Origin of the sequence: Parasphingomonas caseinilytica, assembly GCF_036663755.1 — a bacterium.
Classification (GTDB): Bacteria; Pseudomonadota; Alphaproteobacteria; order Sphingomonadales; family Sphingomonadaceae; genus Sphingomonas.
In genome coordinates, this window is record NZ_JAXOJL010000001.1 from 621,083 (window position 1) to 645,791 (window position 24,709).

Below are 24,709 nucleotides of genomic sequence, written 5' to 3' on the forward strand. Positions count from 1 at the left end.
GGATACCTGTAGCTGGAAAGAGCGAAGGCGGCGGCCTTAGCGGGCGGCGGGCTTTTCGGCAAGGTAGGGGTAAGGATCGACATCCCGCCCCTCGTACCAATGCTGCTCAGGCGTCGTGCGGGTCAGCCCGAAATGCAGGTGGTAATTGCCAGCCCCGGCATTACCGGTATCGCCTACGAAGCCCAGCGGATCGCCGGCCTTTACCACCTGACCCTCGTGCACCCCGGGCGCATAGCCGCTCAGGTGCGCGTAATAATACAGCCACACGCGCTTCGGTGATCGCACGTAAAGGGTGATCCCACCCGCAGCGCTGTCCCACAATTTCTCGATCCGCCCCGGCGCAGCCGCGATCACCGGCGTACCGGCCGCCGCGACGATGTCGGTCCCGTGATGCTCGCGCAAACCATTCTCGCGCGGATCGCCCCAGCTATCGCGCACCGCGCTGCTCGCAACGCCCGTGACCGGTATCGCCAATGGCCCGTCATGCGCCACGATCACCGCTTGCGGCGACGGCGACGCGGCGGGGCCGCCCGCCCCGGTCGGCGCATCCGGCAACCACTTCAGCGCCGCCACCCACAGGCCGATCGCCGCCAGCGAGACGACGATAAGCCCGATGCCCAGTTTGCGAAGCAGTCCCAGAACTACCTCACTTCTGGAAGATCGCCGGCGTCCCCGGCTTGATCATCAGCGACAGCCGCGCCGCATCCCAGTTGGTCAGGCGAATGCAGCCATGGCTTTCCGCCCGCCCGATCGTGCTCGGTTCGGGCGTACCGTGGATGCCGTAATGCGGCTTCGACAAATCGAGCCAGATCACGCCGACCGGCCCATTCGGCCCGGCCGGCAGCTTCGCCGCCTTGGCGCTGTCCTTGGCATCCCAGAACAGGTCGGGATTATAATGGAACGTCGGATTGTACGACGCGCCCTTCACCGTCCACTTGCCGATCGGCAGTGGATCATGGCTGCTGCCCATCGTCGCCATGAATTGCGCGACCAGCTTGCCGTCCTTGTCGAACACGCGCAGCACCTCGTCGGACTTGTCGACGACTATGCGGGTGCCCTTGGGCTGGTCGGAACTCACATTCAGGTCGGACAGCGTCTGCCGCCACGTTGCCGGCAGCTTGGCGTCATAGGCACGCGCCGTGGCGATGGCGTTCGGCACGATGATCTTCGCACCAGCGGCAAGCTTCGTCCCCGCCCCGTTCAGCTCGACCAGCACTTCCGGCTTGGTGTGAAACATCTCACCCAATTTCTCCAGCGCGTTGCGATAACCAAGCGCGGGCAGCTTGGCCTGAAGCTGCGGATCCTTGGGCATCGGATCGACATACGGCCCGGCCAGCATCTCTTGCGTCAGCGTCACCGTCTGGGTCGGCCTCCAGTCGCGATATTGGTGGAGCGCATACAGCGTCGCGGGGTCCATCTCGCCGGTTTGTTTAAGGTTGCGCGTTTCCTGAAACCCCTTCAGTGCCGCGGTCAGCGACTTGCCGGATCGCCCATCGAGCACGCCCGGCGAAAAGCCGAGATGATCGAGAATCACCTGGACGTGCAGCGTCGATCGATCGAGCCCCGGTGAAGCAACGGCGGCTTTGGTTCCCTGCGCCTGCGCCGATATCGGACCAAGCGAGGCAATCGCCAGACAGGCTGCGCCGAGAGCGGTTTTCCTCAAGAATTCAAACTCCTACATATACGATATGCAGACAACGTTGGACGACCGGCTTGTTTCCCAGCCGTCACGAAATCCCGATCTTTCGCGTCGCAGGCTGATCGGCGCCGCCGCGTTGGGCGGCATGGCGGCATTCTTTCCGTTTCCGGCGATGGCTTTGGGCGGCGAACTGCGCCTCGCGATCCGCAACGTGCACACCAACGAAAGCGTCGATGCGGTCTTCGCTCGCAGCGGTCAGTTCGTCCCGGATGGCCTGGCCGAACTGAACCACGGCCTGCGCGACTGGCGCACTGGCGAAGCGACCGTGATGGATCGCCGCCTGCTCGCCTTGTTGGTCCAGCTTCGCGAAAAGCTCGAAGTGACCGGGCGCAGCAAGATCGACCTGATCTCCGGCTACCGCTCCCCCCACACCAACGCCGCGCTTCGCGCCAAAGGCGGTGCGCATACCGGCGTCGCGAGCCAGAGCCAGCACATGCTCGGCAAAGCGACCGACATCATGGTGCCGGGTGTCAGCCTGGAACGGCTTCACGGCGCGGCGATGGCGCTGGGCGGCGGCGGTGTCGGTTATTATCCGCGCGACGGCTTCGTCCATGTGGACACCGGACGCGTACGGCATTGGTGATGCGTCAGGGGTAATTCTGGCGGGCGTGGAGAACGCGTCTGATCGTGATGAGATCATCGTCAACGCTGTAGACCACAACATAATTGGGGTGAACTACCGCTTCCCGCGTACGCGAAATTCGGCCAGCCCGATACATGAATGGGTGGATCGTCAGAAACTCGAGCGTGTGTGAAATCGTCTCTTCAAGACGTTCAGCAGCAACAATATTACGATCTGAAATATAGTCGAGAACTTCGCGAAGATCGCGTCTTGCTCTATCGTCCCAAATTAGACGCATTGCGCTTTTTCGACTCAATCAATGCTCGCATTTCCGCCATTACCTCATCATGCGGAATGAAAGGCCCGGGATCGTCCAGCGCGGACTGCACCTTGGCGCGAAACCATACATCATACGCCTCGGCCTCTTCGGTCGATGCGAACTCGGACTCGATGGGTGACAGTTTCGCCATGGCCCAGAGATTATCACCAAAATAGCGAGGCCTCTAGCCCCTCAGCACCTTGCCGAACGCGCGGATCGCCGCCGCCTCGTCCCCGCCCCATACCGCATTGGACACGGCAAGAAAATCCGCCCCCGCCGCAACCAGCGGCGCGGCATTGGCCGGCGTGATCCCGCCAATCGCGACACACGGAATCTCGAATACGGTCGACCACCAACTAAGCAGCACCGGATCGGCATGATGACTGACCGTCTTGGTGATCGTCGGATAAAACGCCCCGAACGCGACATAATCCGCGCCGCCCTCGCCTGCTTCCATCGCAAGGTGCCGGCTGTCGTGACACGTCACGCCAATCTGCGCCGTCGGCCCGAGTTGCTCACGCGCATCGCGCGGATCGCCGTCATCCTGCCCGAGATGCACGCCGTCCGCCCCCAGCCGCTTGGCCAGCGCGATGCTGTCGTTGACGATGAACGCCACATCCGCGTCGGCGCAGATGCGCTGCAACGGTTCGGCCAAGGCCGCCGCCGCATGTTGATCCACGTCCTTTACCCGAAACTGAAACGCAGCCACCGGCCCGGCGTCCAGCGCACGCTTCAACCGATCGGCGAACCCCCCGCCGACATCCAGCGGCGAGACGAGGTAGAGCTGGCACGGCGGCCGCCGCATATCGCGCACGAACCGCGCCGCGAAATTGGGGTCGAGCGGGCCTAAAGGGTCTTCCCCAAACTGGTCTTCAATGTCCATCGCGCGGCGATAGCGCCACGATGGCGGCATGGAAAGCCGCCGGATCGTCCAGCTTGTGCGCGATCGCCTTCACCGCCCGGCCGCGCCGCATCACGATCGGCTCACGCAGATCGACTACGACGCTCGGCCAGCTCGCCAGCGCCAAGTTCAGGACACCGCGATCCTTGATCGCCGCCGCGTCCCAACTTTTCCGCAACCCGGCGATCTGCCCGACTGGTATCGTCACGGACCGAAGCGATCCCGCCTGCATCTTCAGCACGCCGCCCACGATCGTCACCGGCAGGCGCTTGAACGAGCGCAGCAGCGCGACGAGCCACACCACCAGCGACAGATCGATCACGCCGACGATCACTGCGGCGATCCAGCCCCAAAGCGCCGCGACGACGAGATGCACGACGCACATCTCGACGATCGCGATTCCCAGAAGCACGCCGATCATCGGGCCGAGGCTACGATGATAGGCGAACTCCATGGCGAAGGCTTATTCCTCGTTCTTGTAAATGCGAACCAGCTTGTCGAGCATCGCCAGCGCCTCGTCGCGCGGGCGCTGGAAGGTGTTGCGACCGATGATCGATCCGTTGCCGCCGCCGTCACGGATGTCGCGCGCGTCCTGATAGACCGCATCGGCACCCTTGGCGGCACCGCCCGAGAACACCACGATGCGCCGCCCGGCAAAGCTCGACTGCACGACGTGTTTCACGCGATCGGACTGCTTCGACCAGTCGGTGCCCTCGTACATCGGCTTGGCTTCCGCCTGCTCGATGTGATCGCTCGGCAGCTTCACCTTGATGATGTGTGCGCCCAGCAGGGCCGCCATGTGCGCGGCATAGGCGCCGACGTCCAAAGCCAGTTCGCCCGATTTCGGCAGCACGCCACCGCGCGGGTACGACCAGATCACCGTCGCGATGCCTAGCGCCTTGGCCTCGGCCGACATTTCGCGGATCTGCCCGATCATCTCGAACAAATCGTCCGATCCCGGATAGATCGTGAAGCCGATTGCAGCACAACCCAGCCGCACGGCATCCTCGACCGAAGCGGTCACGGCCTGGTTCGCGCCCTGCGCCCAGCTGTTAGAGCTGTTGACCTTCAGGATCGTCGGCACCTGACCGGCAAAGGTCGTCGCACCCGCTTCGATCATGCCGAGCGGTGCGGCGAATGCCGACAAGCCGGCGTCGATCGCCAACTGCCAATGGTAATGCGGGTCATAGGCCGGGGGATTGATCGCGAAGCTGCGCGCAGGCCCGTGTTCGAAACCCTGATCCACCGGCAGGATGATCAGCTTGCCGGTGCCGCCCAGCTTGCCCTGCATCAGGATGCGACCGAGATTTGCCTTGGTCGCAGGATTATCGGACTCGTATTTGTCGAGAATGGCCTTCACGATCGGCGTCATCTTTGATCCCCTGTCCACTGAACTTGTTCTGGCGCGGCTGTTAGCCGGTGCGGCGAAGACGAGCAACATCGTAGCGGACAGCCTCGCTTGACCTGTCCCGGACCGGGGCGCACCTTCGTGCCGGGTTTCCGGGGGGAAGATCATGGCGAATCGATTGTCGCGGCTTATCAAGCCTTTCACGCTGGGCCTTGCCGCCGCGCTGCTGATCGGTGGCTCGCGCTCCCCCAAGGTAGGCGACATCGCGCCGCCGTTCGAAATCACGTTGGTCGATGGCACAAAGATCAAGAGCGAAGAGCTGCGCGGCAGCGTCGTGGTGCTCAATTACTGGGCGACCTGGTGCGTGCCCTGCCGTGAGGAACTGCCCCTGCTCGATCGCTATTACGATCTGCAACGCAAGAACGGGCTGAAAGTCTATGCGATTACGACAGAGGGGTCGTTGCCGCTCTTTCAGTTGAAAAAACTGTTCGCGGTGATGAAGATCCCGGCCGCCCGCAAGATCAACGGCCCGTATGGCAATGTCAGGGCCGTGCCGACCAACTACATCATCGATCGCGCCGGCCGCATTCGCTACGCCAAGGCCGCAGCCTTCACGCTCGACGGACTGAACGCCGAGCTCGTACCACTCCTCAGCGAGCCGGTGCCGCAGAGCTGAAACGTGCGCCGATCGCTTCCGAGGATGATTGACCCCGCGCGCCGCAGCGTTCAGCTTTGCCGGAATGGCCCGGCCCCGCATCTATAGATTGTTCGCTGCCCTCGCGCTGATCGGCGGCATGGGGTCCGCCGCGCCGGCGCCCATGCAAAGCGGCATGCCGCGCGATTTCCTGCTCGCAGATGGCGCTCGGGTGAAGCTGGAAAATCTGCGTGGCAAGGTCGTGATCGTCAATATCTGGGCCACGTGGTGCTTGCCCTGCCGCGCCGAGCTTCCCCTGCTCAACGCCTATTACCGCCGCCATCGCGCGGAGGGGCTGATCGTGATCGGCATTGCCGTCGATCCGGGCAAGGCCAGCGGCGACCAGATGGTCTCACCCGGGATCGCCTATCCACAAGCCCGCCACGTCTACGGCCGCGATCTGACGGTGGCGTCGGTGCCGACCAACTACGTCTTCGCGCGCAGCGGCCGGCTGGAATATATCGAGAACCAGTCGTTCGATGCGCGTTCGATCGAACGACTGGTGGGGCCGCTGCTCAAGGCGCGGTGATCTGTAAAGACCATTTCATCGGACTGTCAGGGTGATTGCGCAGTTCCGACACTTATATTCTGCTTCCCCGGCGAAGGCCGGGGCCCAGTCGGGAAACAGAAGTGATCGGGCGCGGCGCAACGTAACATCGACCTTCGCGACTGGGCCCCGGCCTCCGCCGGGGAAGTATGCAGATGCGCGGTGAAGCATTACCGCGAAAGCGCAGCCACGCCGGGCAAGTCCTTGCCCTCCATCCACTCCAGAAACGCACCGCCAGCGGTCGACACGAAGGTAAAATCGCCCCCCGCCCCAGCCTGGTTCAGCGCCGCAACCGTATCACCGCCGCCTGCCACCGACACCAGCGAACCATCGCGCGTCAGCGCCGCCGCCGTGCGCGCCAGCGCCACCGTTGCCGCATCGAACGGCGGCGTCTCGAACGCGCCCATCGGCCCGTTCCAGACGAGTGTCCGGCAATTCTTCATCACGTCGGCCAGCGCCTCGACCGCTGCCGGCCCGACATCCAGGATCATCTCGTCCGCCGCAACCTCGTGCACATTGCAGGTGCGCACGCTCGGCGGATTGGCGGCGAATTCCTTCGCCACGACGACATCGTAAGGCAGATGGATCGTGCAGTTCGCCCGCTCCGCCGCGTCGAAAATCTCGTCCGCCGTACCGGTCAGGTCATGTTCGCAAAGCGACTTGCCGACATCCACGCCCCGCGCCGCGAGGAAGGTGTTGGCCATCCCGCCGCCGATGATCAGATGATCGACCTTCGTCACCAGATGCTTCAGCACGTCGAGCTTCGACGACACCTTCGCGCCGCCCACGACGGCCGCGACCGGATGCTCAGGATTGCCCAGCGCCTTGTCCAGCGCATCGAGTTCCGCCTCCATCGCCCGGCCCGCAAATGCCGGCAACACATGCGCCAAACCTTCGGTCGAAACATGCGCACGGTGCGCCGCAGAAAAAGCATCGTTGACATACAGATCGCCTAGCTTCGCGATCCGCGCCGTCAGTTCGGCATCGTTCTTCTCTTCGCCCGCGAAGAAGCGCGTATTCTCCAGCACCGCGACATCGCCCGGTTGCAACGTGGCGACCGCATCCTCCGCCCCGTCCCAGTCGATGAAGCGTACCGCGCGGCCCAGCACAGCTTCGTACGGCTTGGTCACCAGCGCCAGCGACATCGCCGGGTTGCGCTCGCCCTTGGGCCGCCCGAAATGTGCCAGCACCAGCACGATCGCGCCCTTGTCGGCCAGCTCGCCGACCGTCGCTAGCGTGGCGCGCAGCCGCGTATCGTCGGTCACAACGCCATCCGCCATCGGCACGTTCAGGTCTTCGCGCACCAGCACGCGCTTGCCGGAAACATCGCCCATATCGTCCAGCGTTTTAAAGGCTCTGCTCATGCTTGCTCCACCCTGATCTCATCACCGATTCGGATCTCGCCACCGGCGAGCACCATCGTACACACGCCGCCGCGCCAGTCCGGCGTCAACGCCGCGCGCAGCCCGACGGCCAGCTTCTCCATCCGCTCGCACGGATCGGTCTCGACCATAACCTGCAACACCACGTCCCGGCCGATCCGCAAGTGCACACCCTTGGTCTGCGGCAGGTCCAGCCCGTCGACCAGCAGGTTCGCGCGCCGTTCCTGCCACGGAATGGCATGGCCGACCTCGGCCATCGCCAGATCCCAGTCGCCGCGCTCCATCAGCGACACTTGCCGCTTGTGTGCCCGGCCCTTCATGCCACCGCGAAAATCGCCGGCGATGCCGCCTTCGATCGTGACGACGGCATGGTCGATCGTTTCCATCGGGCCTTTGGGCCGGCCGTGCCGGGCGATTCCGGCGAGCGTGCCCGTCACCCCGGCGCAGGCCGGGGCCGCTGGGTGTGTGGGGCTGTCATCGGCCACAAACGCCGCGGCCCCGGCCTGCGCCGGGGCGACTTTATCCATTAGAGGAACTTGCCCATCGCACCCGCAGTATCGATCATGCGGTTCGAGAAGCCCCATTCGTTATCGTACCAGCTAACCACGCGGACCAGCTTGCCGTCCAGCACTGCCGTCTCGAGGCTGTCGATCGTCGACGATGCCGGCGTATGCACGATGTCGATCGAAACCAGCGGCTCGTCCGAATAGACCAGGATGCCGACCATCGGGCCGCTCTCGCTCGCCGCCTTCAGGATCGCGTTCACTTCCTCGACGGTCGTGTCGCGCTTGGGCGTGAAGGTCAGGTCGATCAGGCTGCCATCCGGCACCGGCACGCGGATCGCCGATCCGTCCAGCTTGCCCTTCAGTTCCGGCAGAACCTCGCCCACCGCGCGCGCCGCGCCCGTCGTGGTCGGGATCATCGACATCGCCGCCGCACGCGCACGGCGCAGATCGGGGTGGATCTGATCGAGGATCTTCTGGTCGTTGGTATACGCGTGCACCGTCGTCATCAGGCCGCGCTCGATGCCGATCGCATCGTTCAGCACCTTGGCGACCGGTGCCAGGCAGTTGGTCGTGCACGACGCGTTGGAAACGATGTTGTGGCTCGCCTCCAATTTGTCGTTGTTCACGCCGTACACCACGGTCAGGTCGACGCCCTTGGCCGGGGCGGAGATCAGCACCTTCTTGGCACCCGCATCGATATGCTTCTGCGCGCTCTCGCGATCGGTGAAGAAGCCGGTGCATTCCAGCACGATATCGACACCCAGTTCCTTGTGCGGCAGGTTCGCCGGATCGCGCTCTGCGGTCACGCGGATACGCTTGCCGTCCACGACCAGATCGTTGCCCTCGGCCGAGACGACGCCCGGATACTTGCCGTGCACGCTGTCGCGGCTGAACAGCCACGCGTTCGACTTGGCATCGGCCAGATCGTTGATCGCCACCAGTTCCAGCCCCGTGTCGCCACGCTCCAGAACCGCACGCGCGACGAGGCGACCGATGCGCCCGAACCCGTTGATCGCTACCTTGACCGTCATATCCTGTCTCCCGTCATATCACGCCCAAGCGGGCCGAAATCAGTCGCGTCGCAGCCGCAGCAGCGATCCCTGCCCCGCGAATCGCGGGTGGCGGGATCGAAGTCCGCAACGGCTACTGGCGCGCGCAATCCTTCGCAGGTGCCGGGCGACACGCCCCCCGGCCGTCGATAATTCGCGCGGTCTTTGCGGTGGCTTGTCCCCCGCGTCAACCGCAGGAACGGCAAATCCATGTTGTCGCGGGGACAAGCCGTGCTATCTGAAGGCGATGGCCGTTCCTCCCATCGACCGCATTCATGCCGCCATCGCGCGGATCGAAGCGGCCAGCGCCAAGCGCGAACGCGCCGGCGAAGCCCTTGTCCAGCGACATGCCGCCCTGCGCACGCGCATGGCCGATGCCGTCGCCGCACTCGACGACGTCATCGCACGCGGCAGCGCCGACTGATGGCAGACGTCACGCTCACCATCGGCGGCCACCGCCACATCGTCGCCTGCCGCGATGGCGAGGAGGATCAGTTGTTCCGCATCGGTGCGCTGCTCGACGCGCGCTGGCCCGCCGCCGCCCGCGCCTCGGGCGGGATCGGCGGAGAACGCGCGATGCTGTTCGTAGCGCTGATGCTCGCCGACGCCCTGAACGATGCGCAGAACAGGCCGCTCGAGGGGCCGGGCGCAGAATTGCTGGAAAAGCTCGCCGACCGGCTCGAAGCGCTGGCCGCGAGCCTTGAGAATTAACCTCTCGCGCGCTATATATGCCGGTGGCGGGCACTGCCCGGTACGAGCTTTACCGATTATCCCTGAGGCGATTCTTCTTCCTAGGGGGTTGTCCCTGCGCAGATCCTGGTCTGTCGTACATGATCCCCACCTGATGCTTTTGGCGTCAGAGGATATTCAGGCAAACGGCCACGGTGGTCCCGCCACTCCATCCGGCCCGTTGCCATCATCACCCAACTTACACGCGAATCTATCACCCGCTTCCCAAGCGAAGGCCGGGGCCCAGTCGGGAAGGTCGATGTTACGTCGCACAGCGCCCGATCACGTCTGTGTCCCGACTGGACCCCGGCCTTCGCCGGGGAAGCAGCCCGTTCCTGGTCGCAACGATGCCTAGCGAAAGCCACCCCGCTCTGGACAAGAAATCCCTCCGCGCCCGCATGCGCGCCGATCGCGACCTGTTCGTAGCGCGCGCGCGGCCCGAGATCGCCGTGCCGCAAGCGTTCCGCGATCGCCTCGAACACGGCATGACCGTCGCCTCCTATGTTCCGATGGGCGGCGAGGCCGATCCCTCCTCCCTCGCCCGCGCCGCCGTCGAGGCAGGGTGCGAGATCGTCCTGCCCCACGTCACCGGTGCGAAACCGCCATTGCGCTTTCTCGCCTGGGATACCGAGGCTGCGTTGGTCGCCGGCCCGTTCGGCCTGCACCAGCCCGCCGAAACCGCCGAAGAACGCGTGCCGGACATCATCCTTACACCGCTCGTCGCGTTCGATTCCGCGCTCAACCGGCTCGGCCAGGGTGCCGGCCATTACGACCGCGCCTTCGTCGCCTTCCCCGACGCATGGCGCATCGGGGTTGCGTGGAGCATGCAGCAGGTCGAGGCGCTTCCCGCCGACCCATGGGATGTGCCACTGCACGCCATCGCCACCGAACTGGACTGGATCACCCGATGACGCCAAGCTGGCGCAAACCCGCAGGCATGCTGTTCATCCTGTTGCTGATCGCGATCTGGGTGGTGGGCGTCGCCAGCCTGTCGAACATCGTGGCCGAATGGCACTGGCTGTTGCAGTTAGTGTTCTATGTCTTCACCGGCATCGTCTGGCTCTGGGTGCTGCCGATGCGCCGCCTGCTGCAATGGATGGAAACCGGGCGCTGGCGGTAGGGTGCCTCAAGTGACGCCGTCATCCCGGACTTGATCCGGGATCCAACTTGCGGCTTTCGATGCGTTTGGTTTTCGTGCGCTGCGCTTTCGGCACGTTGATGCCGGATCAAGTCCGGGATGACGGCAGAGTATATCGCATGGTGAAAAACCAACTTCCACCATGCCCGAACAGGGCAATGGCGCGAGTGACGGGGCTCGAACCCGCGACCTCCGGCGTGACAGGCCGGCGCTCTAACCAACTGAGCTACACCCGCTTGTAAAGCGTGGAGGCGGCTCACTATGCGTGAGCGGGCACCCTGTCAACGCGGTTTCTGCCCCTTGCGCGACAATTATCCGCCGCGATTATCCTCCGGTATCCGCGCGCGTGTCGATCTCGCGCCCACGCCGCTTCCTTTGCTGCGTCAGCGTGCCGTGTTCGAACAGGAAGCCGGCGATATCCGGCTTGCCCGCCGCGCCGATCACAGTCTGCAGGATGATCAACAGCGGCACCGCGAGCAGCGCGCCCGTCGTCCCCCACACCCAGCCCCAAAAGCTGATCGAGATGAGAATCATGATCGGATTGATCGTCAGCCGGTGCCCGACGATCAGCGGCGTCACCACGTTCGCCTCGATCAGGTGCAGCCCGTACATGATCGCCGGCGGTGCCAACGCGACCCAGATGTCGGAAAAGGTCATCAGTCCGCCGACCGCCAGCAGCAACGCCGCCACCACCGGCCCGAAATACGGCACATAGTTCAGCAGTACCACGATGCCGCCCCACATCAGCGGAAACGGCATGCCCAGCGCGTAAAGCGCGCCCGCGATGCACAGTCCCAGCGCGATATTGATCGCGGTGATCGTGCCCAGATAGGACGACACATCGTCCACCACGTCCTGGATCACCCGCGCCGTCGCCATCGCGCCGCCGAAGCTGGTGCGGCTGGTAATCGTGCGCTTGCGCATCCGCGTCCACCCGGCGAGGAAGAAATACGCGGTCAGGATGCCGAAGAACAATTGGATCAGCACCGCCGGCGCGGACGTCGCCGCCAGTTCGAGAATCGAACTCGGCGGCGCGACCCCGGCAGTCGGCGCGGGCTTGATCGGCGTGGATGCGATCTGCCGCAGCGTCTTGTTGACGTATTTTTCCAGGCTCGAATACAGATCGAGCAGCGGCGCCAGATTGCTCTGGATGCGATCGATACGCGTCGGCAGCAGGCGGAAGAATTCCGTCGCCGGCACGACGATTGCCGCCAGCGCGATGTTCGCTACGATCAGGAACATCAGCACGCAGAACAAAGCCGCCAGCGGCGACGGCACGCGCCTGCGCTCCAGCCATTCGAGCAACGGGATCAGCGCGATCGCGATCACCAACGCGGTCGTCGTCGGCAGGAAGAATTCCGCCCCCGCCTTCAACGCGAACGGCATCGCCAGCGCCAGGCCGATGCCCGAGATCAGCGTCAACGCGGCAAGCAGCCGGTCGCGCCGCTGCGCTATCCGCGCATCCTCCCCCTCGTCCTGGCTCGCCGCGAGCGGCAGGCCAAACGCCCCCGACGCGGGCGCGGCGGGCGGCAGGGGATTGGTCGTATCGTCGCTCACCGGGGTCATCGTTCACCTTCTCCATTCACGACCCTAGCGGCATTCCCCCGGCTTGTAATCCCGGCTAGCGTGAACCTCATGAGCGAACTCATTCTGGTCATCGACGAAGGCACCACATCGACCCGTGCCATGCTGTTCCAGCCCGACGGCAAATGCACCGCCGTCCGGTCCGAGGAACTGACACAGCATTATCCCGAGCCCGGCCGGGTCGAACACGACGCCGCCGAAATCTGGGACAAGACGCTCGCCGTCACGCGCGCGGTGATCGAACAGGCCGGCGGCGCGGATCGCATCGCCGCGATCGGCATCACCAACCAGCGCGAGACCGTGGTGTTCTGGGACCGCGAGAGCGGCGAACCCCTTGCCCCCGCGATCGTCTGGCAGGATCGCCGCACCGCCGCCCGCTGCCGCGAATTGAAGGAGGCCGGCAACGAGGCCGCCGTCCAGGCCAAGACCGGCCTGCTGCTCGATCCCTATTTTTCCGGCAGCAAGATCGGCTGGGCTATGGAGCATTGGCCGCAACTGAAGGAGGCTGGTGATCGCCTCGCGGTCGGCACGATCGAATCGTGGCTGATCTGGAAACTTACCGCCAACGAAAATCGGGGCGGCGTCCACGTCACGGATGCCACCAACGCCAGCCGCACCGCCCTGATGGCGATCGGCAGCGGCCATTGGGACGACGGCCTGATCGAACTGTTCGGCGCGCCCCGCAAGGCGCTACCCGAAATCGTCGATTGCGCGGGCCGGTTCGGCGAAACCACCCTGTTCGGCACCCCCATCCCGATCTGCGGCATCGCCGGCGACCAACAGGCCGCGACGATCGGCCAGTCCTGTCTCAAGATCGGCGAGACCAAGGCGACCTTCGGCACCGGTGCCTTCGTCCTCACGCAAGCCGGGCCCACCCCGCCCACCTCACGCAACCGCCTGCTCTCCACCATCGCGTGGCAGATCGACGGCCGCCGCGCCTATGCGCTGGAGGGATCGGTGTTCGTCGCCGGCAGCCTGATCAAATGGCTGCGCGACTCGCTCGGCCTGATCGGTAACGCCGCCGAAACCGAAGCCCTCGCCCGCAGCGTGCCCGACAATGGCGGCACCTATCTCGTCCCTGCGCTGTCGGGCCTCGGCGCACCATGGTGGGAACCAGAGGCCCGCGGCACAATCTCGGGCTTGAGCTTCTCGACCGGCAAAGCGCACATCGTCCGCGCCGCTTTGGAGGCGATGGCCCACCAGGCCCACGACCTGAAAACCGCCTTCGCCGCCGACGGCATAGACTGGAACTGCGTCCGCATCGACGGCGGCATGGTCGCCAACGACTGGATGGCGCAGGACATGGCCGACATCCTGAACGTGGACGTCGAACGCCCGGCATTCGCCGAAACGACCGCGTTGGGCGCGGCGATGTTGGCGGGGATCGGGTGCGGGCTGTTCAAGGATCTGGAGGCGGCGAGCGTGATGCGCGGCAAGGTGGAGACGTTCAGGCCGACTATGAGTCCTGACGCTCGAAAGGATCGCCTGGATGGCTGGGAGCGAGCGGTGAACAGTGTCGTCGCTGTGTCAGGATGACGGTAAATGTGCTTGGCCTACTTTCACTCATTCCCGACCGCTCGATAGATGGGCACGCGATCTCAAAACGGTCGCCACACTCCTTGCGATATTCCCGTTTCTCCGTGTCCGATAGGCAGTTTTGGCAAAACCGAATCGGGAACAGATTTCGGGAATGCACCCTCCGGCAGGAATGTGCGGCGGACATCGCAGTCGCGTTTTCTAGTTAGACGTTCGTTTGTGGGAAAGCCGGAGCAGGCGATGGACACACTTGGACGGCCGATCGGAATGAGGCATCAATCTCTCTATGGACGATGAGTTACCCGATTTCCGCACCCGTGCTTCGCTAGGCGACGACCTGACCCGTATCGGGTTGCGCGCAGGTGATACCGTTATGGTCCATGCTGCAATGAGGAAGGTCGGGCCGCTTCTCAACGGTCCCGATGCCTTGTCGAACGCCGTCCTTGATGTCGTCGGCCCCGAAGGCACGGTGCTTGTCTATACAAGCTGGGATAGCTTTCATGATGACCTGATGGATGACGATGACCGTGTCCTACCCGAATGGCGCGACCATGTGCCGGGGTTCGACCGGCAAGCGTCGCGAGCGGTGCGGATGAACGGTATCATCGCCGAGTTCGTTCGGACGATGCCCGGAGCGCACAGGAGCGCCAATCCCGGTGCTTCCGTGGCGGCGATCGGCAAGCTGGCCGAATGGATGACCGCCGATCATCCGCAGGACTATGGCTATGGTGAGGGATCACCCCTTGCCAAGCTGGTCGAACGGGGCGGCCGAGTTCTAATGGTTGGAGCGCCTTGGGACACTATGACGCTCGTCCACCATGCCGATCATCTTGCCGATTTGCCGGACAAACTGGTCCGCCGCTACGAGGTGCCGTTCGCAGGAGCGGCGGGAAAGACGTGGCGAGTTGTCGAGGAGTTCGACACGACGGAGCCGGTGATGGAGGGACTCCCGGAGGACTATATTGAGCAGATCGTCACCGCCTACGTCGTAGGAGGAGCAGGCTGCGAAGGTTTGATTGGCCTTGCCCCATCCCTTCTCGTGGACGCGAAACCGATGCTGGCGTTCGCAGTCAACTGGTTAGAGGCTCACCCTAGGCCGGCGTAACAAAATTCCCATTTCTCAATCCCAAAGGGAATGCGCCGGTCGTATCGATCGCCGTTCGTTGTCGGAAGGCGCTTCGGTCTGTTACCTCAGTAATCGAACTTCATTCCGCGACATGAAGCCGGGCGCAGGCGATAGTCTGCAAAAACTGAGGGCGGCTTGTCCTTTGTCTCCTCGGTGATGGTCCAACGCCAGCCAGTGCCGGAGCGGTTGAACCGATTTACATACGTCGCGTCCGAGAAGCGGTAGCGTTGCACAAACCCGCCCTGTTCCAGCTCGCCAAGACCCAGCGACGGCTCGTACAGGCCACCGAAGGTGTCGGAAAATACCGACCCTATGGCTTGGGGCTTCTCGCCAGCGCCATAGGTGATTGCTGCCTCGTACGGGTCCGAACCGGTCGCGCGCAGGTGCAGGGTGAAATAGCGCCGGCCCAAATGCCACTCGCCTCGCGCGATCGACGGCGAGTCTTTGCCCTGAACCTGCCCGCTTACTCGCCAGCAACCTTGCAAGCCGGCCACTCCTGCCAGACCCGGCGGTACGGTGTAGGCCGGCGTCGCCAGCATGAGCATCAATGTCAGCACCACCGTTCCCTATTCTGCCGCAATCGTGTGCAGATATGCTATTATGGCGAACGGGACGCTATTTCCAATTCAGCATCTTTTTCGAGAAAACGGAACGTGTCGGGCGATGGCAGCGATCACCGACCGTTGCCCCTAAATCCGCCCGTCTCGAATCCACCAGATCACAAGTCGGTGCCGCCTAAGCCGCCACGCCCACCCGATCCTCGAACAACACCTTCAGATCCTTCTTCAAAATCTTCCCGTTCGCGTTTCTCGGCAAAGTCTCGTGCACGAAGCGGATCGCCACCGGCGTCTTGAACACCGCCAGCCGCGCCTTCACCCACGCCTGTAGTTCCGCCTCGCTCGCCGCCATGCCCGGCGCCAGATGCACCACCGCCGCCGGCTCCTCGCCCAGGGTGCGGTGCGGGATGCCGATCAGCGCGCAATCGGTGACGGCGGGGTGCTCGTACAGCACGTTCTCCACCTCGCTCGAATAGATGTTCTCGCCGCCACGGATGATCATGTCCTTCGCCCGGTCCACGACGTAGAGAAACCCCTCCTCGTCCAGCCGCGCCAGATCGCCGGTGCGCACCCAGCCTTGTACGAACGTCTCCGCGCTCGCCTCGGGCTTGTTCCAATAGCCCTTCACGATCATCGGCCCGCGCGCCCACAATTCGCCGACCTCGCCCATCGGCAGCTCGGTCACGCCGTCGTCCGCCACGATCTTCAGGTCGGCGACCGCCACCGGCGGCCCGGCGCTGGTCGGGCGGTTGAGATAATCCTCCGCCGCATGGCTCGTCACCGTCGCCATCGTCTCGGTCATGCCCCAGCCATTGCCGGGCAGCGCGCCGAATTCCTCATGAATGCGCCGCACCAGTTCCGGCGCGGAGGGAGCCCCACCGTACGCGATCGCCTCGATCGAGGAGAGATCGTATTTGTGCCGGTCGGGATGCTCGATCAACTGCCAGGCGATCGTCGGCACGCCGCCGGTGATGTTCACCTTTTCCGTCTCGATGATCTCCATCGCGCGCACGACATCCCATTTGCGCATGAAGATCATCTTGGATCCGGTCGCGATCACGCCCATCAGGCTCGCGCTGCACGCCGTCACATGGAACAAAGGAATCACCGTCAGCATCGTGCGCGGCGTCGGCTCCGGCACCGCTTCGCCCCGCCGCAACGAAGACCGCGCGCCGGCATACCCGCCCGACAGGATGTTGGTCATCAGGTTGCGATGCGTGCCGAGCGCCCCCTTCGGATTCCCGGTCGTACCACTGGTGTAGAAGATCGTCGCATCGTCGTCGGGCGCGATGGCCACCTGCGGGAAGTCCACGTCCGGCAGCGCGGCGTAATCGTGCGGCGTGCCGATCATATCCTCCAGCCGTGATGCCCGCCCGTCCAGCGCGCCCGACGCGCGCGACACGATCACGTGCTCCACCGCCGGCAAAGACAGACCTGCCTCGACCAGCCGCTGATGCCGCTCGTCGTCCACGAACAGCAAGCGCGCACCCGAATCGTCGATGCCGTATTCCAGTTCGCCCGCCGTCCACCACGCATTCAGCGGCACGACGATCGCACCGATGCTGGCGGCGGCGAAGAAGATCACCGGCCATTCCGGCAAATTGCGCATCGCGATGGCAACGCGGTCGCCGCGCCCGATGCCCATCGCCTGCATCTTCACCGCCAGCGTCGCCACCGCGCGGTAATTCGCCTCATAGGTGACGCGCTCGTTCTCATAGACCATGAACACGCCTGAGCCGTAGGCGCGCGCGGCCTGGATCAGCCACGACAGGTTGGGCGGCGCATGCTTCCACACCCGCGTCGGCACGCCGCGGATCTCGATCGTCTCGATCTCGAACTTGCTGCCGGCCGCGGTCAGCATCTCCTGCGCCTGCGGCAATGTGACCGCTGGCCAGGACGGATCGAGCGCGATCAACGATTCGGTCTGCAAGACATGTCTCTCCAAATCTGAACTTCGGGTTTGGCTTATCTGCCACTTTGCGCCCGTTTAGTGTTGATTCACGCCCCACTCAAGGCAATAGGGTGCGTGCCGGTTCATTGCCGGTTTCGAATTAGAGGTATGGGCGACCCCATGAAAATCGCAAAGCCGGAAAAGCTGGGTTTCGATGGCAGCCGCCTCGCCCGCATCGATGCGTTGCTGAAGGAACGCTACATCGATTCCGGCAAGCTCGCGAACACCCAGATCCTGCTCGCCCGCGATGGCGAGATCGTGCATTTCGGCAGCCAGGGCCCGGCACGAGAAGGCGGCAAGCCGGTCGACGAAAGCTCGCTGTTCCGCATCGCCAGTATGACCAAGCCGATCACCTCGATCGCGTTCATGATGCTGGTCGAGGAGGGCAAGGTCGCGGTCGATACGCCGGTCCACCACGTATTGCCCGAATTCAAGGATATCGGCGTATTCAATGGCGGCGGCGGTGACGTGCCGTTCGGCACGCTCCCCACCGCCGAACCGATGCGCATGGTCGATCTGCTGCGCCACACGTCGGGCCTGACCTACGGCTTCCAGTATCGCTCGAACGTCGATGCCGCCTATCGCGCCGGCAAGATCGAAAACTGGCATGGCAATCACGATCTCGACGGTTTCATCGGCGCGCTCGCCAAGCTGCCGCTCGAATTCTCGCCCGGCACGTCGTGGAATTATTCCGTCGCTACCGACGTGCTCGGCGCGGTCGTGCAGCGCGTGTCGGGCCTGCCGCTCGCAGACTTCTTTGCAACGCGCATCTTCGCGCCGCTCAAGATGCACGACACGTTCTTCGCCGTCCCCGCCGACAAGATCGACCGCCTCACCGATTGCTACGCCTTCGTCCCCGGCAAGGGCCGCGTGATGTACGATCGCGGCGCGGAGAGCCTGTGGGCCAATATGCCGAAGCTCGTATCCGGCGGCGGTGGCCTCGTGTCGTCGGCACTCGATTATCACAGATTCAATACGATGCTGCTGAACGGCGGCGAGCTGGACGGGGCGCGTCTGGTCGGGCGTAAGACGATCGACCTGATGACGATGAACCACCTGCCCGGCGGATCGGACCTCTCCAGGATGTCCAAATCCCTGTTCAGCGAAGCGGCCAATGCCGGCACCGGCTTCGGCCTCGGTTTCGCAGTCAATATCGACGTCGCCCGGTCGATGATCCCCGGCTCGGTCGGCGAATATTATTGGGGCGGCATGTTCTCGACCGCCTTCTTCGTCGATCCGGTCGAACGCCTGACGATGGTGTTCATGACGCAGATGTCGCCCAGTTCCACGTACCCGATCCGCCGCGAGTTGAAGACGTTGATCTACAGCGCGCTGACCTAGCCGTCACCTCGGCGAAGGCCGGGGCCGCCGCGTTTTACGCGGAACGCTCGCCTCAAACCCAGCGATCCCGGCCTCCGCCGGGATGACGCGAATTCCAGGAGACCCATCATGACCAGCCCGATCACCACCGAAATCCACGACGACGTCCTCGTCATCATCTCGAACAATCCGCCGGTGAACGCACTCGGTGCCGCCGTCCGTCAGGGCCTGGAAGCGGGTATCCAGCAGGGCATCGCCGATGCGAATATCAAGGCGATGGTCATCCGTTGCGACGGTCGCACCTTCTTTGCCGGTGCCGACATCACCGAATTCGGCAAACCAATGCAGGGCCCCGGCCTCGGCGAAGTGATCGACCTGATCGAGGCCTCGGCCAAGCCGGTCGTCGCCGCGATCCACGGCACCGCGCTCGGCGGCGGCTGCGAGGTCACGCTCGGCTGCCATTACCGCATCGCCGTGCCCAGCGCGAAGATCGGCACGCCCGAGGTGAAGCTCGGCCTGCTTCCCGGTGCCGGCGGCACGCAGCGCATTCCCCGCATCGCCGGCGTGCCCGTCGCGCTCGAAATGACCGCCAAGGGCGACCCGATCAGCGCGAAGAAGGCGCTCGACGCCGGCCTGATCGATCGCCTCGCCGGTGAAGCGACCCTGGTGGAAGACGCCATCGCCTTCGCCCGCGAAGTCGCCGATGTGAAGCCGCTCCCGATCGCCAGCCAGAAGACCGCAACGGCCGATCCCGAGGCGCTGGCCGCCTTCAAGAAGGACAACGCCCGCAAGTTCCGCGGCTTCGACGCGCCTGCCGCCAACATCGCCTGCGTCGAAAAGGCTGCCGACGGTTCCAGCTTCGAGGAAGGCATCGCGTTCGAGCGCCAGGAATTCATGAAGCTGATGATGGGCACGCAATCCGCCGCCCAGCGCCACATCTTCTTCGCCGAACGTCAGGCCGCCAAGATCGACGGCATCGCCGCCGACATCGCGCTCCGGCCGATCAACAAGGTCGGCGTCATCGGTGCCGGCACGATGGGCGGTGGGATCAGCATGAACTTCCTGTCCGCCGGCATCCCCGTCACGATCGTCGAGATGGCGCAGGAAGCGCTCGATCGCGGCGCCGGCGTCATCCGCAAGAATTACGAGGCAAGCGCGGCCAAGGGCCGCCTGAAGCCCGAACAGGTCGAAGCCGCGATGGGCGCGCTCATCCCGACGCTCGATTTCTCCGCGCTCGCCGATTGCGACCTGATCATCGAGGCGGTGTACGAGAATATGGACGTGAAGAAGGAGATCTTCGCCAAGCTCGACGGCATCTGCAAGCCCGGCGCGATCTTGGCCTCGAACACCTCCTATCTCGACGTCAACGAGATCGCCGCCGCCACCAGCCGTCCGCAGGACGTGGTCGGCATGCACTTCTTCTCCCCCGCCAACGTCATGAAACTCCTCGAGGTCGTACGCGGCGCGAAGACCGCGGACGACGTGCTCGCCACCGTCATGGCGCTGTCGAAGAAGATCAAGAAGGTCGCGGTCGTCGCCGGCGTGTGCGACGGCTTCATCGGCAACCGCATGCTCAAGCCCCGCCAGGTCGAGGCGATGAAACTGCTGATGGAAGGCGCGACGCCGGAACAGATCGACAAGGTCCATGTCGCGTTCGGCATGCCGATGGGGCCGTTCCAGATGAGCGATCTGGCCGGCGTCGATATCGGCTGGCACCGCGATCCCAACCGTATCGAAAGCATCCGCGACGCGCTCGCCGCCGAAGGCCGCTGGGGCCAGAAGACGCAGAAGGGCTTCTACGATTACGACGAAAAGCGGAACCCCACCCCGTCCCCGCGCGTCGCCGAGATCATCGAGGATTTCCGCAGCAAGTCGAACCTGCAGAAGCGCGAGATCAGCGACGAGGAGATCATCGAGAAGACGCTCTACACGATGGTCAACGAAGGCGCGCTGATCCTCGAAGAAAAGATGGCGCAGCGCGCGTCCGATATCGATGTCGTGTGGATCTACGGCTACGGCTGGCCGGTCTATCGCGGCGGCCCGATGTTCTGGGCCGACACCGAAGGCCTGCCGAAGATCGTCGCCGGTCTGGAAAAGCACTGCTTCGAGGTCGCCGAACTGCTCAAGAGCAAGGCGGAAGCCGGGGGCAAGTTCAACCGATAACCGGGGGGCAAGCGCTCCGCCTACCCCCAAGATCGTCACCCCAGCGCAGGCTGGGGTCTCTCGGGGTAGGCACAGCGCCAGCCTCGCAAAGACCCCAGCCTGCGCTGGGGTGACGAAAGAGTTTGACGGAGACAGGTAATGACCATGACCGACACCAACCTCGACCAGTTCCGCACCGAAACCCGCGCCTGGCTCGCCGAAAACTGCCCGCCCGAAATGCGCGAGCCGCTCAAGACCGAAAAGGACGCCGTCTGGGGCGGCCGCGATCAGTCCATGCTCACGCCTGCGCAGAAATCCTGGATGGATGCGATGGCCTCACGCGGCTGGACCGTCCCCGATTGGCCCAAGGCCTATGGCGGCGGCGGCCTCACCCCGGCCGAAACCAAGATCCTGCGCGAGGAAATGGCCGCGATCCGCGCGCGCAATCCGCTCAACTCGTTCGGCATCTCGATGCTCGGGCCTGCGTTGCTGAAATACGGCACCGAAGAGCAGAAGCTCACCCACCTGACCAAGATCGCCAAGGGCGAAATCCGCTGGTGCCAGGGCTATAGCGAGCCGAACGCCGGATCCGATCTCGCCAGCCTCGCCACCTCAGCCGAGAGCGACGGCGACGATTATATCGTCAACGGCCAGAAGGTCTGGACCAGCTATGCCGACAAGGCCGACTGGATCTTCTGCCTCGTCCGCACCGACAAGACCAATAAGCAGGGCGGCATCAGCTTCGTCCTGTTCGACATGGCGAGCGAAGGCGTCTCGACCAAGCCGATCCTGTTGATCTCGGGCTATTCCCCGTTCTGCGAAACCTTCTTCGACAATGTCCGCGTGCCCAAGGCGAACCGCGTCTACGAAGAGAATAAGGGCTGGGACGTCGCCAAATATCTGCTCGGCCACGAACGCGAGATGATCTCCGGTATGGGCCTCGCTTCGACCGGCGGCAATCCGCTGATCGACGGCGCGATCGCCACGATCGGCCTCGATCATGACGGCAAGCTCGCCGATCCGCTGCTGCGCGCCAACATCGCCATGTTCGAGGTGCGCGCGAAAGCGTTCGGCATGATGAGCGAGCGTTTCATCGACGAACTGAAGGCCGGCCGCGCCCACCCCGCCCAGCCCTCGATGATGAAATATTACGGCACCGAGCTGAACAAGAGCCGCTACGAACTGATGATGTCCGCCGGCGGCTCGGACGCGCTCGAGTGGGAGAGCGACCGCTCGTCCGGCGGCGGCACCCCCCGCGCCTGGCTGCGCACCAAGGCGAATTCGATCGAGGGCGGCACCAGCGAAGTGCAGCTCAACATCATCGCTAAGCGCATTTTGGAATTGCCTTCGACCTGATCGTCGTCCCGGCGCAGGCCGGGACCGCTGCGTGAAGAAACGCAGCGACTGCACAAACTTAGCGGCCCCGGCCTTCGCCGGGGCGACGGAGTGAACGATGCCCCTCTACCTCAACGACGAACAACAAATGCTGCGCGACACGACGAAGGATTTCGTCGCCGAACACGCCCCCGTCAGCCACATGCGCGCGCTGCGTGACGCCAAGGATGAAGCCGGCTTCTCCCGCGACCTCTGGAAGTCGTTCGCCGAGATGGGCTTCACCGGCATCCTGATCGGCGAGCAGGACGGCGGCCTTGGCCTCGGCCATGTCGAGGCGGGCATCGTGCTGGAGGAGATCGGCCGCAATCTCAGCCCCTCGCCCTTTCTCACCACCGCCGTCGCGGCGGTCGAGGCGCTGAAGAACAGCCCCCACGCCGCGCGCTATTTCCCCGGCATCCTCGCCGGCGAAACCATCGCCGCGCTCGCGATCGACGAAGGCCCCAAGCACCGCGACAGCGTCGCGCTCAAGGCCGAACGCTCGGGCAACGGCTTCAAGCTTTCGGGCAAGAAACAGTTCGTCACCCACGGCCATGTCGCCGATCTGATCATCGTCGCCGCGCGCACCGCCGGGTCGGCCAGCGACGTTGACGGCATTACTTTGTTTGCCGTCGATCCAACATTGCCCGGAATACAACGCGATGCCGAACGCCTGGCCGATTCCAGCCTCGCCGCGCGCATAACCTTCGACAACTTCCAGATCGATGCCGACGCGGTCATCGGCGAAGTCGATGCCGGTGCCGATCCGCTCGGTCGCCTGCTGCGCGCCGGCCGCACCGGGGCCTCCGCCGAACTGCTCGGCGTCGGCGGCGGCGCGATGGACCTCACCGTCAACTACCTCAAGGAACGCAAGCAGTTCGGCGCGACGATCGGCAGCTTCCAGGCGCTGCAACACCGCGCCGCACACCTCTACAGCGAAATGGAAGTCGCCCGCGCCGCCGTCCTCAAGGCCGCGCAACTACTGGACGAAGGTTCGGATAAAGCTGACCACGCCGTCTCCGTCGCCAAGGCGATGACCGCGCTCGCCACCACCCTGTCGGTGCAGGAAGGCGTGCAGATGCACGGTGGCATCGGCATGACCGACGAATACGACATCGGCTTCTACATGAAGCGCGCCCGCGTGCTGGCCGAGATGTTCGGCGACGCAAACTTCCACGCCGATCGGCTGGCGACTTTGTCGGGTTACTAAAATCCTCCCCGGCACGGGGAGGGGGACCACGAAGTGGTGGAGGGGGCGTGCCGCAAACGCTACGCTAGTGGAGAACCCCCTCCACCATTCGCGTGAAGAACGCGAACGGTCCCCCTCCCCGTTCCGGGGAGGATCGAAAGATGAGCATGACCAACCCATCCCCCGCCGCGCTCGCCGCCGATCTCTGCGATCTCCTCGATGTCGAGGAACTCGATACCGATCTCTATCGCGGCAGGCGCATCGCCAATGGTCACGGCCATGGTCGCGTGTTCGGTGGTCAGGTCATCGCCCAGGCGCTCCAGGCCGCGCAACGCTCGACCGACGCCCCGAAAGTCGCCCACTCGCTCCACGCCTATTTCATGCGCCCGGGCAATGACGATTACCCGATCCTGTTCCGCGTCGTGCGCGATTTCGACGGCAAGAGCTTCGCTACCCGCCGCGTCATCGCGATGCAGAAAGGGCAGCCGATCCTCAATATGGCCTGCTCGCTGCAAGTGCCCGAAGACGGCCTGCATCATCAGGATGCGATGCCTGACGTGCCGCCGCCGGAGGAACTGAAATCCGATGTCGAGGTCCGCGCGGCGATGGTCGATTCGATCCCCGAACGCTTCCGCGCGCACTTCACCCGCCCCCGGCCGATCGAGATCCGCCCGGTCGCCCCGCGCGATTTCCTCAACCCCGGCAAAACCGAGCCGCGCCAGGACAGCTGGTTCCGCATCTGCGCACCCATCGGAGACGATGCCGCCATGCACCGCGCGATCCTCGCTTACGCTTCCGACATGGCATTGCTCGGCACCGGCACGCTGCCGCACGGCGTGAACTGGATGACGCATAAATTGCAGAGCGCCAGCCTCGATCATTCGCTCTGGCTGCACGAGGATTTCCGCGTCGACGATTGGCTGCTCTACGCCTGCGAAAGCCCATGGGCCGGCCATGCGCGCAGCTTCAATCGCGGCAAGATCTATAGTCGCGACGGCCGCCTCGTCGCCAGCGTCGCGCAGGAAGGTCTGATGCGGCTGCGCGACTGATTACGCGGCG

27 protein-coding genes and 1 tRNA gene are annotated in these 24,709 nt (G+C 64.3%); 14 read left to right on the forward strand and 14 right to left on the reverse strand.

Going from position 1 to position 24,709, the window contains the following annotated elements; genetic code table 11:
* Positions 1–36 precede the first annotated feature (36 nt).
* Together U1738_RS02865 and U1738_RS02870 are read right to left on the reverse strand one after the other, a co-directional pair.
* Positions 37–573: a M23 family metallopeptidase gene (locus tag U1738_RS02865; RefSeq protein ID WP_332787511.1), complete on the reverse strand. Its 537-nt coding sequence runs from the start codon at positions 571–573 to the stop codon at positions 37–39.
* A gap of 73 nt (positions 574–646) precedes the next feature.
* Positions 647–1,609, reverse strand: a complete 963-nt coding sequence (locus U1738_RS02870) for a L,D-transpeptidase family protein (RefSeq protein WP_443026980.1) — start codon at positions 1,607–1,609, stop codon at positions 647–649.
* Positions 1,610–1,688: 79 nt separating this feature from the next.
* Between U1738_RS02870 and U1738_RS02875 the strand changes: the two genes are divergently transcribed.
* Positions 1,689–2,282 carry a peptidoglycan L,D-endopeptidase MepK gene (locus U1738_RS02875; RefSeq protein ID WP_443026966.1) on the forward strand — a complete coding sequence of 198 codons (594 nt, stop codon included), beginning with the start codon at positions 1,689–1,691 and terminating at the stop codon, positions 2,280–2,282.
* 4 nt (positions 2,283–2,286) lie between these two features.
* Here U1738_RS02875 and U1738_RS02880 read toward each other — a convergent pair whose 3' ends face one another.
* From U1738_RS02880 to U1738_RS02900, 5 genes are read right to left on the reverse strand one after another with little or no spacing between them, the layout of a single operon-like run.
* The gene (locus tag U1738_RS02880) at positions 2,287–2,559 is read right to left on the reverse strand and encodes a type II toxin-antitoxin system RelE/ParE family toxin (RefSeq protein WP_332787512.1); all 273 of its coding nucleotides are present in this window, start codon (positions 2,557–2,559) and stop codon (positions 2,287–2,289) included.
* A complete protein-coding gene (gene relB / locus U1738_RS02885) occupies positions 2,537–2,731 on the reverse strand; it encodes a type II toxin-antitoxin system RelB family antitoxin (RefSeq protein WP_332787513.1) in 195 nt (64 codons plus the stop codon). The genes U1738_RS02880 and relB overlap by 23 nt, the downstream gene beginning before the upstream one ends.
* 33 nt (positions 2,732–2,764) lie before the next feature.
* Positions 2,765–3,463 (reverse strand): thiamine phosphate synthase, encoded by a 699-nt coding sequence (gene thiE, locus U1738_RS02890; protein WP_332787514.1) that lies wholly within the window; start codon positions 3,461–3,463, stop codon positions 2,765–2,767.
* A complete protein-coding gene (locus U1738_RS02895; protein WP_332787515.1) occupies positions 3,453–3,935 on the reverse strand; it encodes a hypothetical protein in 483 nt (160 codons plus the stop codon). The genes thiE and U1738_RS02895 overlap by 11 nt, the downstream gene beginning before the upstream one ends.
* A gap of 9 nt (positions 3,936–3,944) precedes the next feature.
* Positions 3,945–4,853, reverse strand: a complete 909-nt coding sequence (locus U1738_RS02900) for a class I fructose-bisphosphate aldolase (RefSeq protein WP_332787516.1) — start codon at positions 4,851–4,853, stop codon at positions 3,945–3,947.
* Positions 4,854–4,995: 142 nt separating this feature from the next.
* Here U1738_RS02900 and U1738_RS02905 point away from each other — a divergent pair, with 142 nt between their 5' ends.
* Positions 4,996–5,505, forward strand: a complete 510-nt coding sequence (locus tag U1738_RS02905; protein ID WP_332787517.1) for a TlpA family protein disulfide reductase — start codon at positions 4,996–4,998, stop codon at positions 5,503–5,505.
* Positions 5,506–5,569: 64 nt separating this feature from the next.
* Positions 5,570–6,052 (forward strand): TlpA family protein disulfide reductase, encoded by a 483-nt coding sequence (locus tag U1738_RS02910; RefSeq protein ID WP_332787518.1) that lies wholly within the window; start codon positions 5,570–5,572, stop codon positions 6,050–6,052.
* 188 nt (positions 6,053–6,240) lie between these two features.
* Here U1738_RS02910 and U1738_RS02915 read toward each other — a convergent pair whose 3' ends face one another.
* The 3 genes from U1738_RS02915 to gap are packed head-to-tail and all read right to left on the reverse strand — an operon-like array spanning position 6,241 to position 8,989.
* Positions 6,241–7,434, reverse strand: a complete 1,194-nt coding sequence (locus U1738_RS02915) for a phosphoglycerate kinase (RefSeq protein WP_332787519.1) — start codon at positions 7,432–7,434, stop codon at positions 6,241–6,243.
* A complete protein-coding gene (locus U1738_RS02920; protein ID WP_332787520.1) occupies positions 7,431–7,979 on the reverse strand; it encodes an MOSC domain-containing protein in 549 nt (182 codons plus the stop codon). The genes U1738_RS02915 and U1738_RS02920 overlap by 4 nt, the downstream gene beginning before the upstream one ends.
* Positions 7,979–8,989, reverse strand: a complete 1,011-nt coding sequence (gene gap / locus U1738_RS02925; protein ID WP_332787521.1) for a type I glyceraldehyde-3-phosphate dehydrogenase — start codon at positions 8,987–8,989, stop codon at positions 7,979–7,981. Before gap ends, U1738_RS02920 begins: the two co-directional genes overlap by 1 nt.
* Positions 8,990–9,254: 265 nt before the next feature.
* Here gap and U1738_RS02930 point away from each other — a divergent pair, with 265 nt between their 5' ends.
* The 4 genes from U1738_RS02930 to U1738_RS02945 all read left to right on the forward strand — a co-directional run bounded on the left by U1738_RS02930 (position 9,255) and on the right by U1738_RS02945 (position 10,856).
* Positions 9,255–9,431 (forward strand): hypothetical protein, encoded by a 177-nt coding sequence (locus tag U1738_RS02930; RefSeq protein ID WP_332787522.1) that lies wholly within the window; start codon positions 9,255–9,257, stop codon positions 9,429–9,431.
* Positions 9,431–9,718: a cell division protein ZapA gene (locus U1738_RS02935; protein ID WP_332787523.1), complete on the forward strand. Its 288-nt coding sequence runs from the start codon at positions 9,431–9,433 to the stop codon at positions 9,716–9,718. Before U1738_RS02930 ends, U1738_RS02935 begins: the two co-directional genes overlap by 1 nt.
* A 365-nt stretch (positions 9,719–10,083) precedes the next feature.
* On the forward strand, positions 10,084–10,647 hold the full coding sequence (locus U1738_RS02940; RefSeq protein ID WP_332787524.1) for a 5-formyltetrahydrofolate cyclo-ligase: 564 nt from the start codon (positions 10,084–10,086) through the stop codon (positions 10,645–10,647).
* Positions 10,644–10,856 (forward strand): DUF2842 domain-containing protein, encoded by a 213-nt coding sequence (locus U1738_RS02945; protein WP_332787525.1) that lies wholly within the window; start codon positions 10,644–10,646, stop codon positions 10,854–10,856. The genes U1738_RS02940 and U1738_RS02945 overlap by 4 nt, the downstream gene beginning before the upstream one ends.
* A gap of 177 nt (positions 10,857–11,033) precedes the next feature.
* On the opposite strand, the gene U1738_RS02950 is transcribed toward U1738_RS02945, so the two are convergent.
* Positions 11,034–11,110 (reverse strand) — tRNA-Asp (locus U1738_RS02950).
* Between the two features lie 88 nt (positions 11,111–11,198).
* Positions 11,199–12,440, reverse strand: coding sequence for an AI-2E family transporter (locus tag U1738_RS02955; RefSeq protein WP_332787526.1), 1,242 nt, complete (start codon positions 12,438–12,440; stop codon positions 11,199–11,201).
* Positions 12,441–12,509: 69 nt separating this feature from the next.
* Between U1738_RS02955 and glpK the strand changes: the two genes are divergently transcribed.
* Together glpK and aac(3) are read left to right on the forward strand one after the other, a co-directional pair.
* Positions 12,510–13,994 carry a glycerol kinase GlpK gene (gene glpK / locus U1738_RS02960; protein WP_332787527.1) on the forward strand — a complete coding sequence of 495 codons (1,485 nt, stop codon included), beginning with the start codon at positions 12,510–12,512 and terminating at the stop codon, positions 13,992–13,994.
* 286 nt (positions 13,995–14,280) lie between these two features.
* Entirely contained in the window at positions 14,281–15,099 is an 819-nt protein-coding gene (gene aac(3), locus U1738_RS02965; RefSeq protein WP_332787528.1) for an aminoglycoside 3-N-acetyltransferase, read from the forward strand.
* An 86-nt stretch (positions 15,100–15,185) separates the two neighbouring features.
* On the opposite strand, the gene U1738_RS02970 is transcribed toward aac(3), so the two are convergent.
* Entirely contained in the window at positions 15,186–15,665 is a 480-nt protein-coding gene (locus U1738_RS02970) for a hypothetical protein (RefSeq protein WP_332787529.1), read from the reverse strand.
* Positions 15,666–15,855: 190 nt separating this feature from the next.
* The gene (locus U1738_RS02975) at positions 15,856–17,607 is read right to left on the reverse strand and encodes a class I adenylate-forming enzyme family protein (RefSeq protein ID WP_332787530.1); all 1,752 of its coding nucleotides are present in this window, start codon (positions 17,605–17,607) and stop codon (positions 15,856–15,858) included.
* A 141-nt stretch (positions 17,608–17,748) separates the two neighbouring features.
* Here U1738_RS02975 and U1738_RS02980 point away from each other — a divergent pair, with 141 nt between their 5' ends.
* From U1738_RS02980 to U1738_RS03000, 5 genes are all read left to right on the forward strand, one after another.
* Positions 17,749–18,969, forward strand: a complete 1,221-nt coding sequence (locus tag U1738_RS02980) for a serine hydrolase domain-containing protein (RefSeq protein ID WP_332787531.1) — start codon at positions 17,749–17,751, stop codon at positions 18,967–18,969.
* 108 nt (positions 18,970–19,077) lie between these two features.
* Positions 19,078–21,111: a 3-hydroxyacyl-CoA dehydrogenase NAD-binding domain-containing protein gene (locus tag U1738_RS02985; RefSeq protein ID WP_332787532.1), complete on the forward strand. Its 2,034-nt coding sequence runs from the start codon at positions 19,078–19,080 to the stop codon at positions 21,109–21,111.
* A 144-nt stretch (positions 21,112–21,255) separates the two neighbouring features.
* Complete coding sequence (locus U1738_RS02990; protein ID WP_332788209.1) at positions 21,256–22,446, forward strand: acyl-CoA dehydrogenase family protein; 1,191 nt, start codon at positions 21,256–21,258, stop codon at positions 22,444–22,446.
* A gap of 97 nt (positions 22,447–22,543) precedes the next feature.
* Positions 22,544–23,671, forward strand: a complete 1,128-nt coding sequence (locus tag U1738_RS02995; RefSeq protein WP_332787533.1) for an acyl-CoA dehydrogenase family protein — start codon at positions 22,544–22,546, stop codon at positions 23,669–23,671.
* A 146-nt stretch (positions 23,672–23,817) separates the two neighbouring features.
* Entirely contained in the window at positions 23,818–24,699 is an 882-nt protein-coding gene (locus tag U1738_RS03000; RefSeq protein WP_332788210.1) for an acyl-CoA thioesterase, read from the forward strand.
* Positions 24,700–24,709 lie beyond the last annotated feature (10 nt).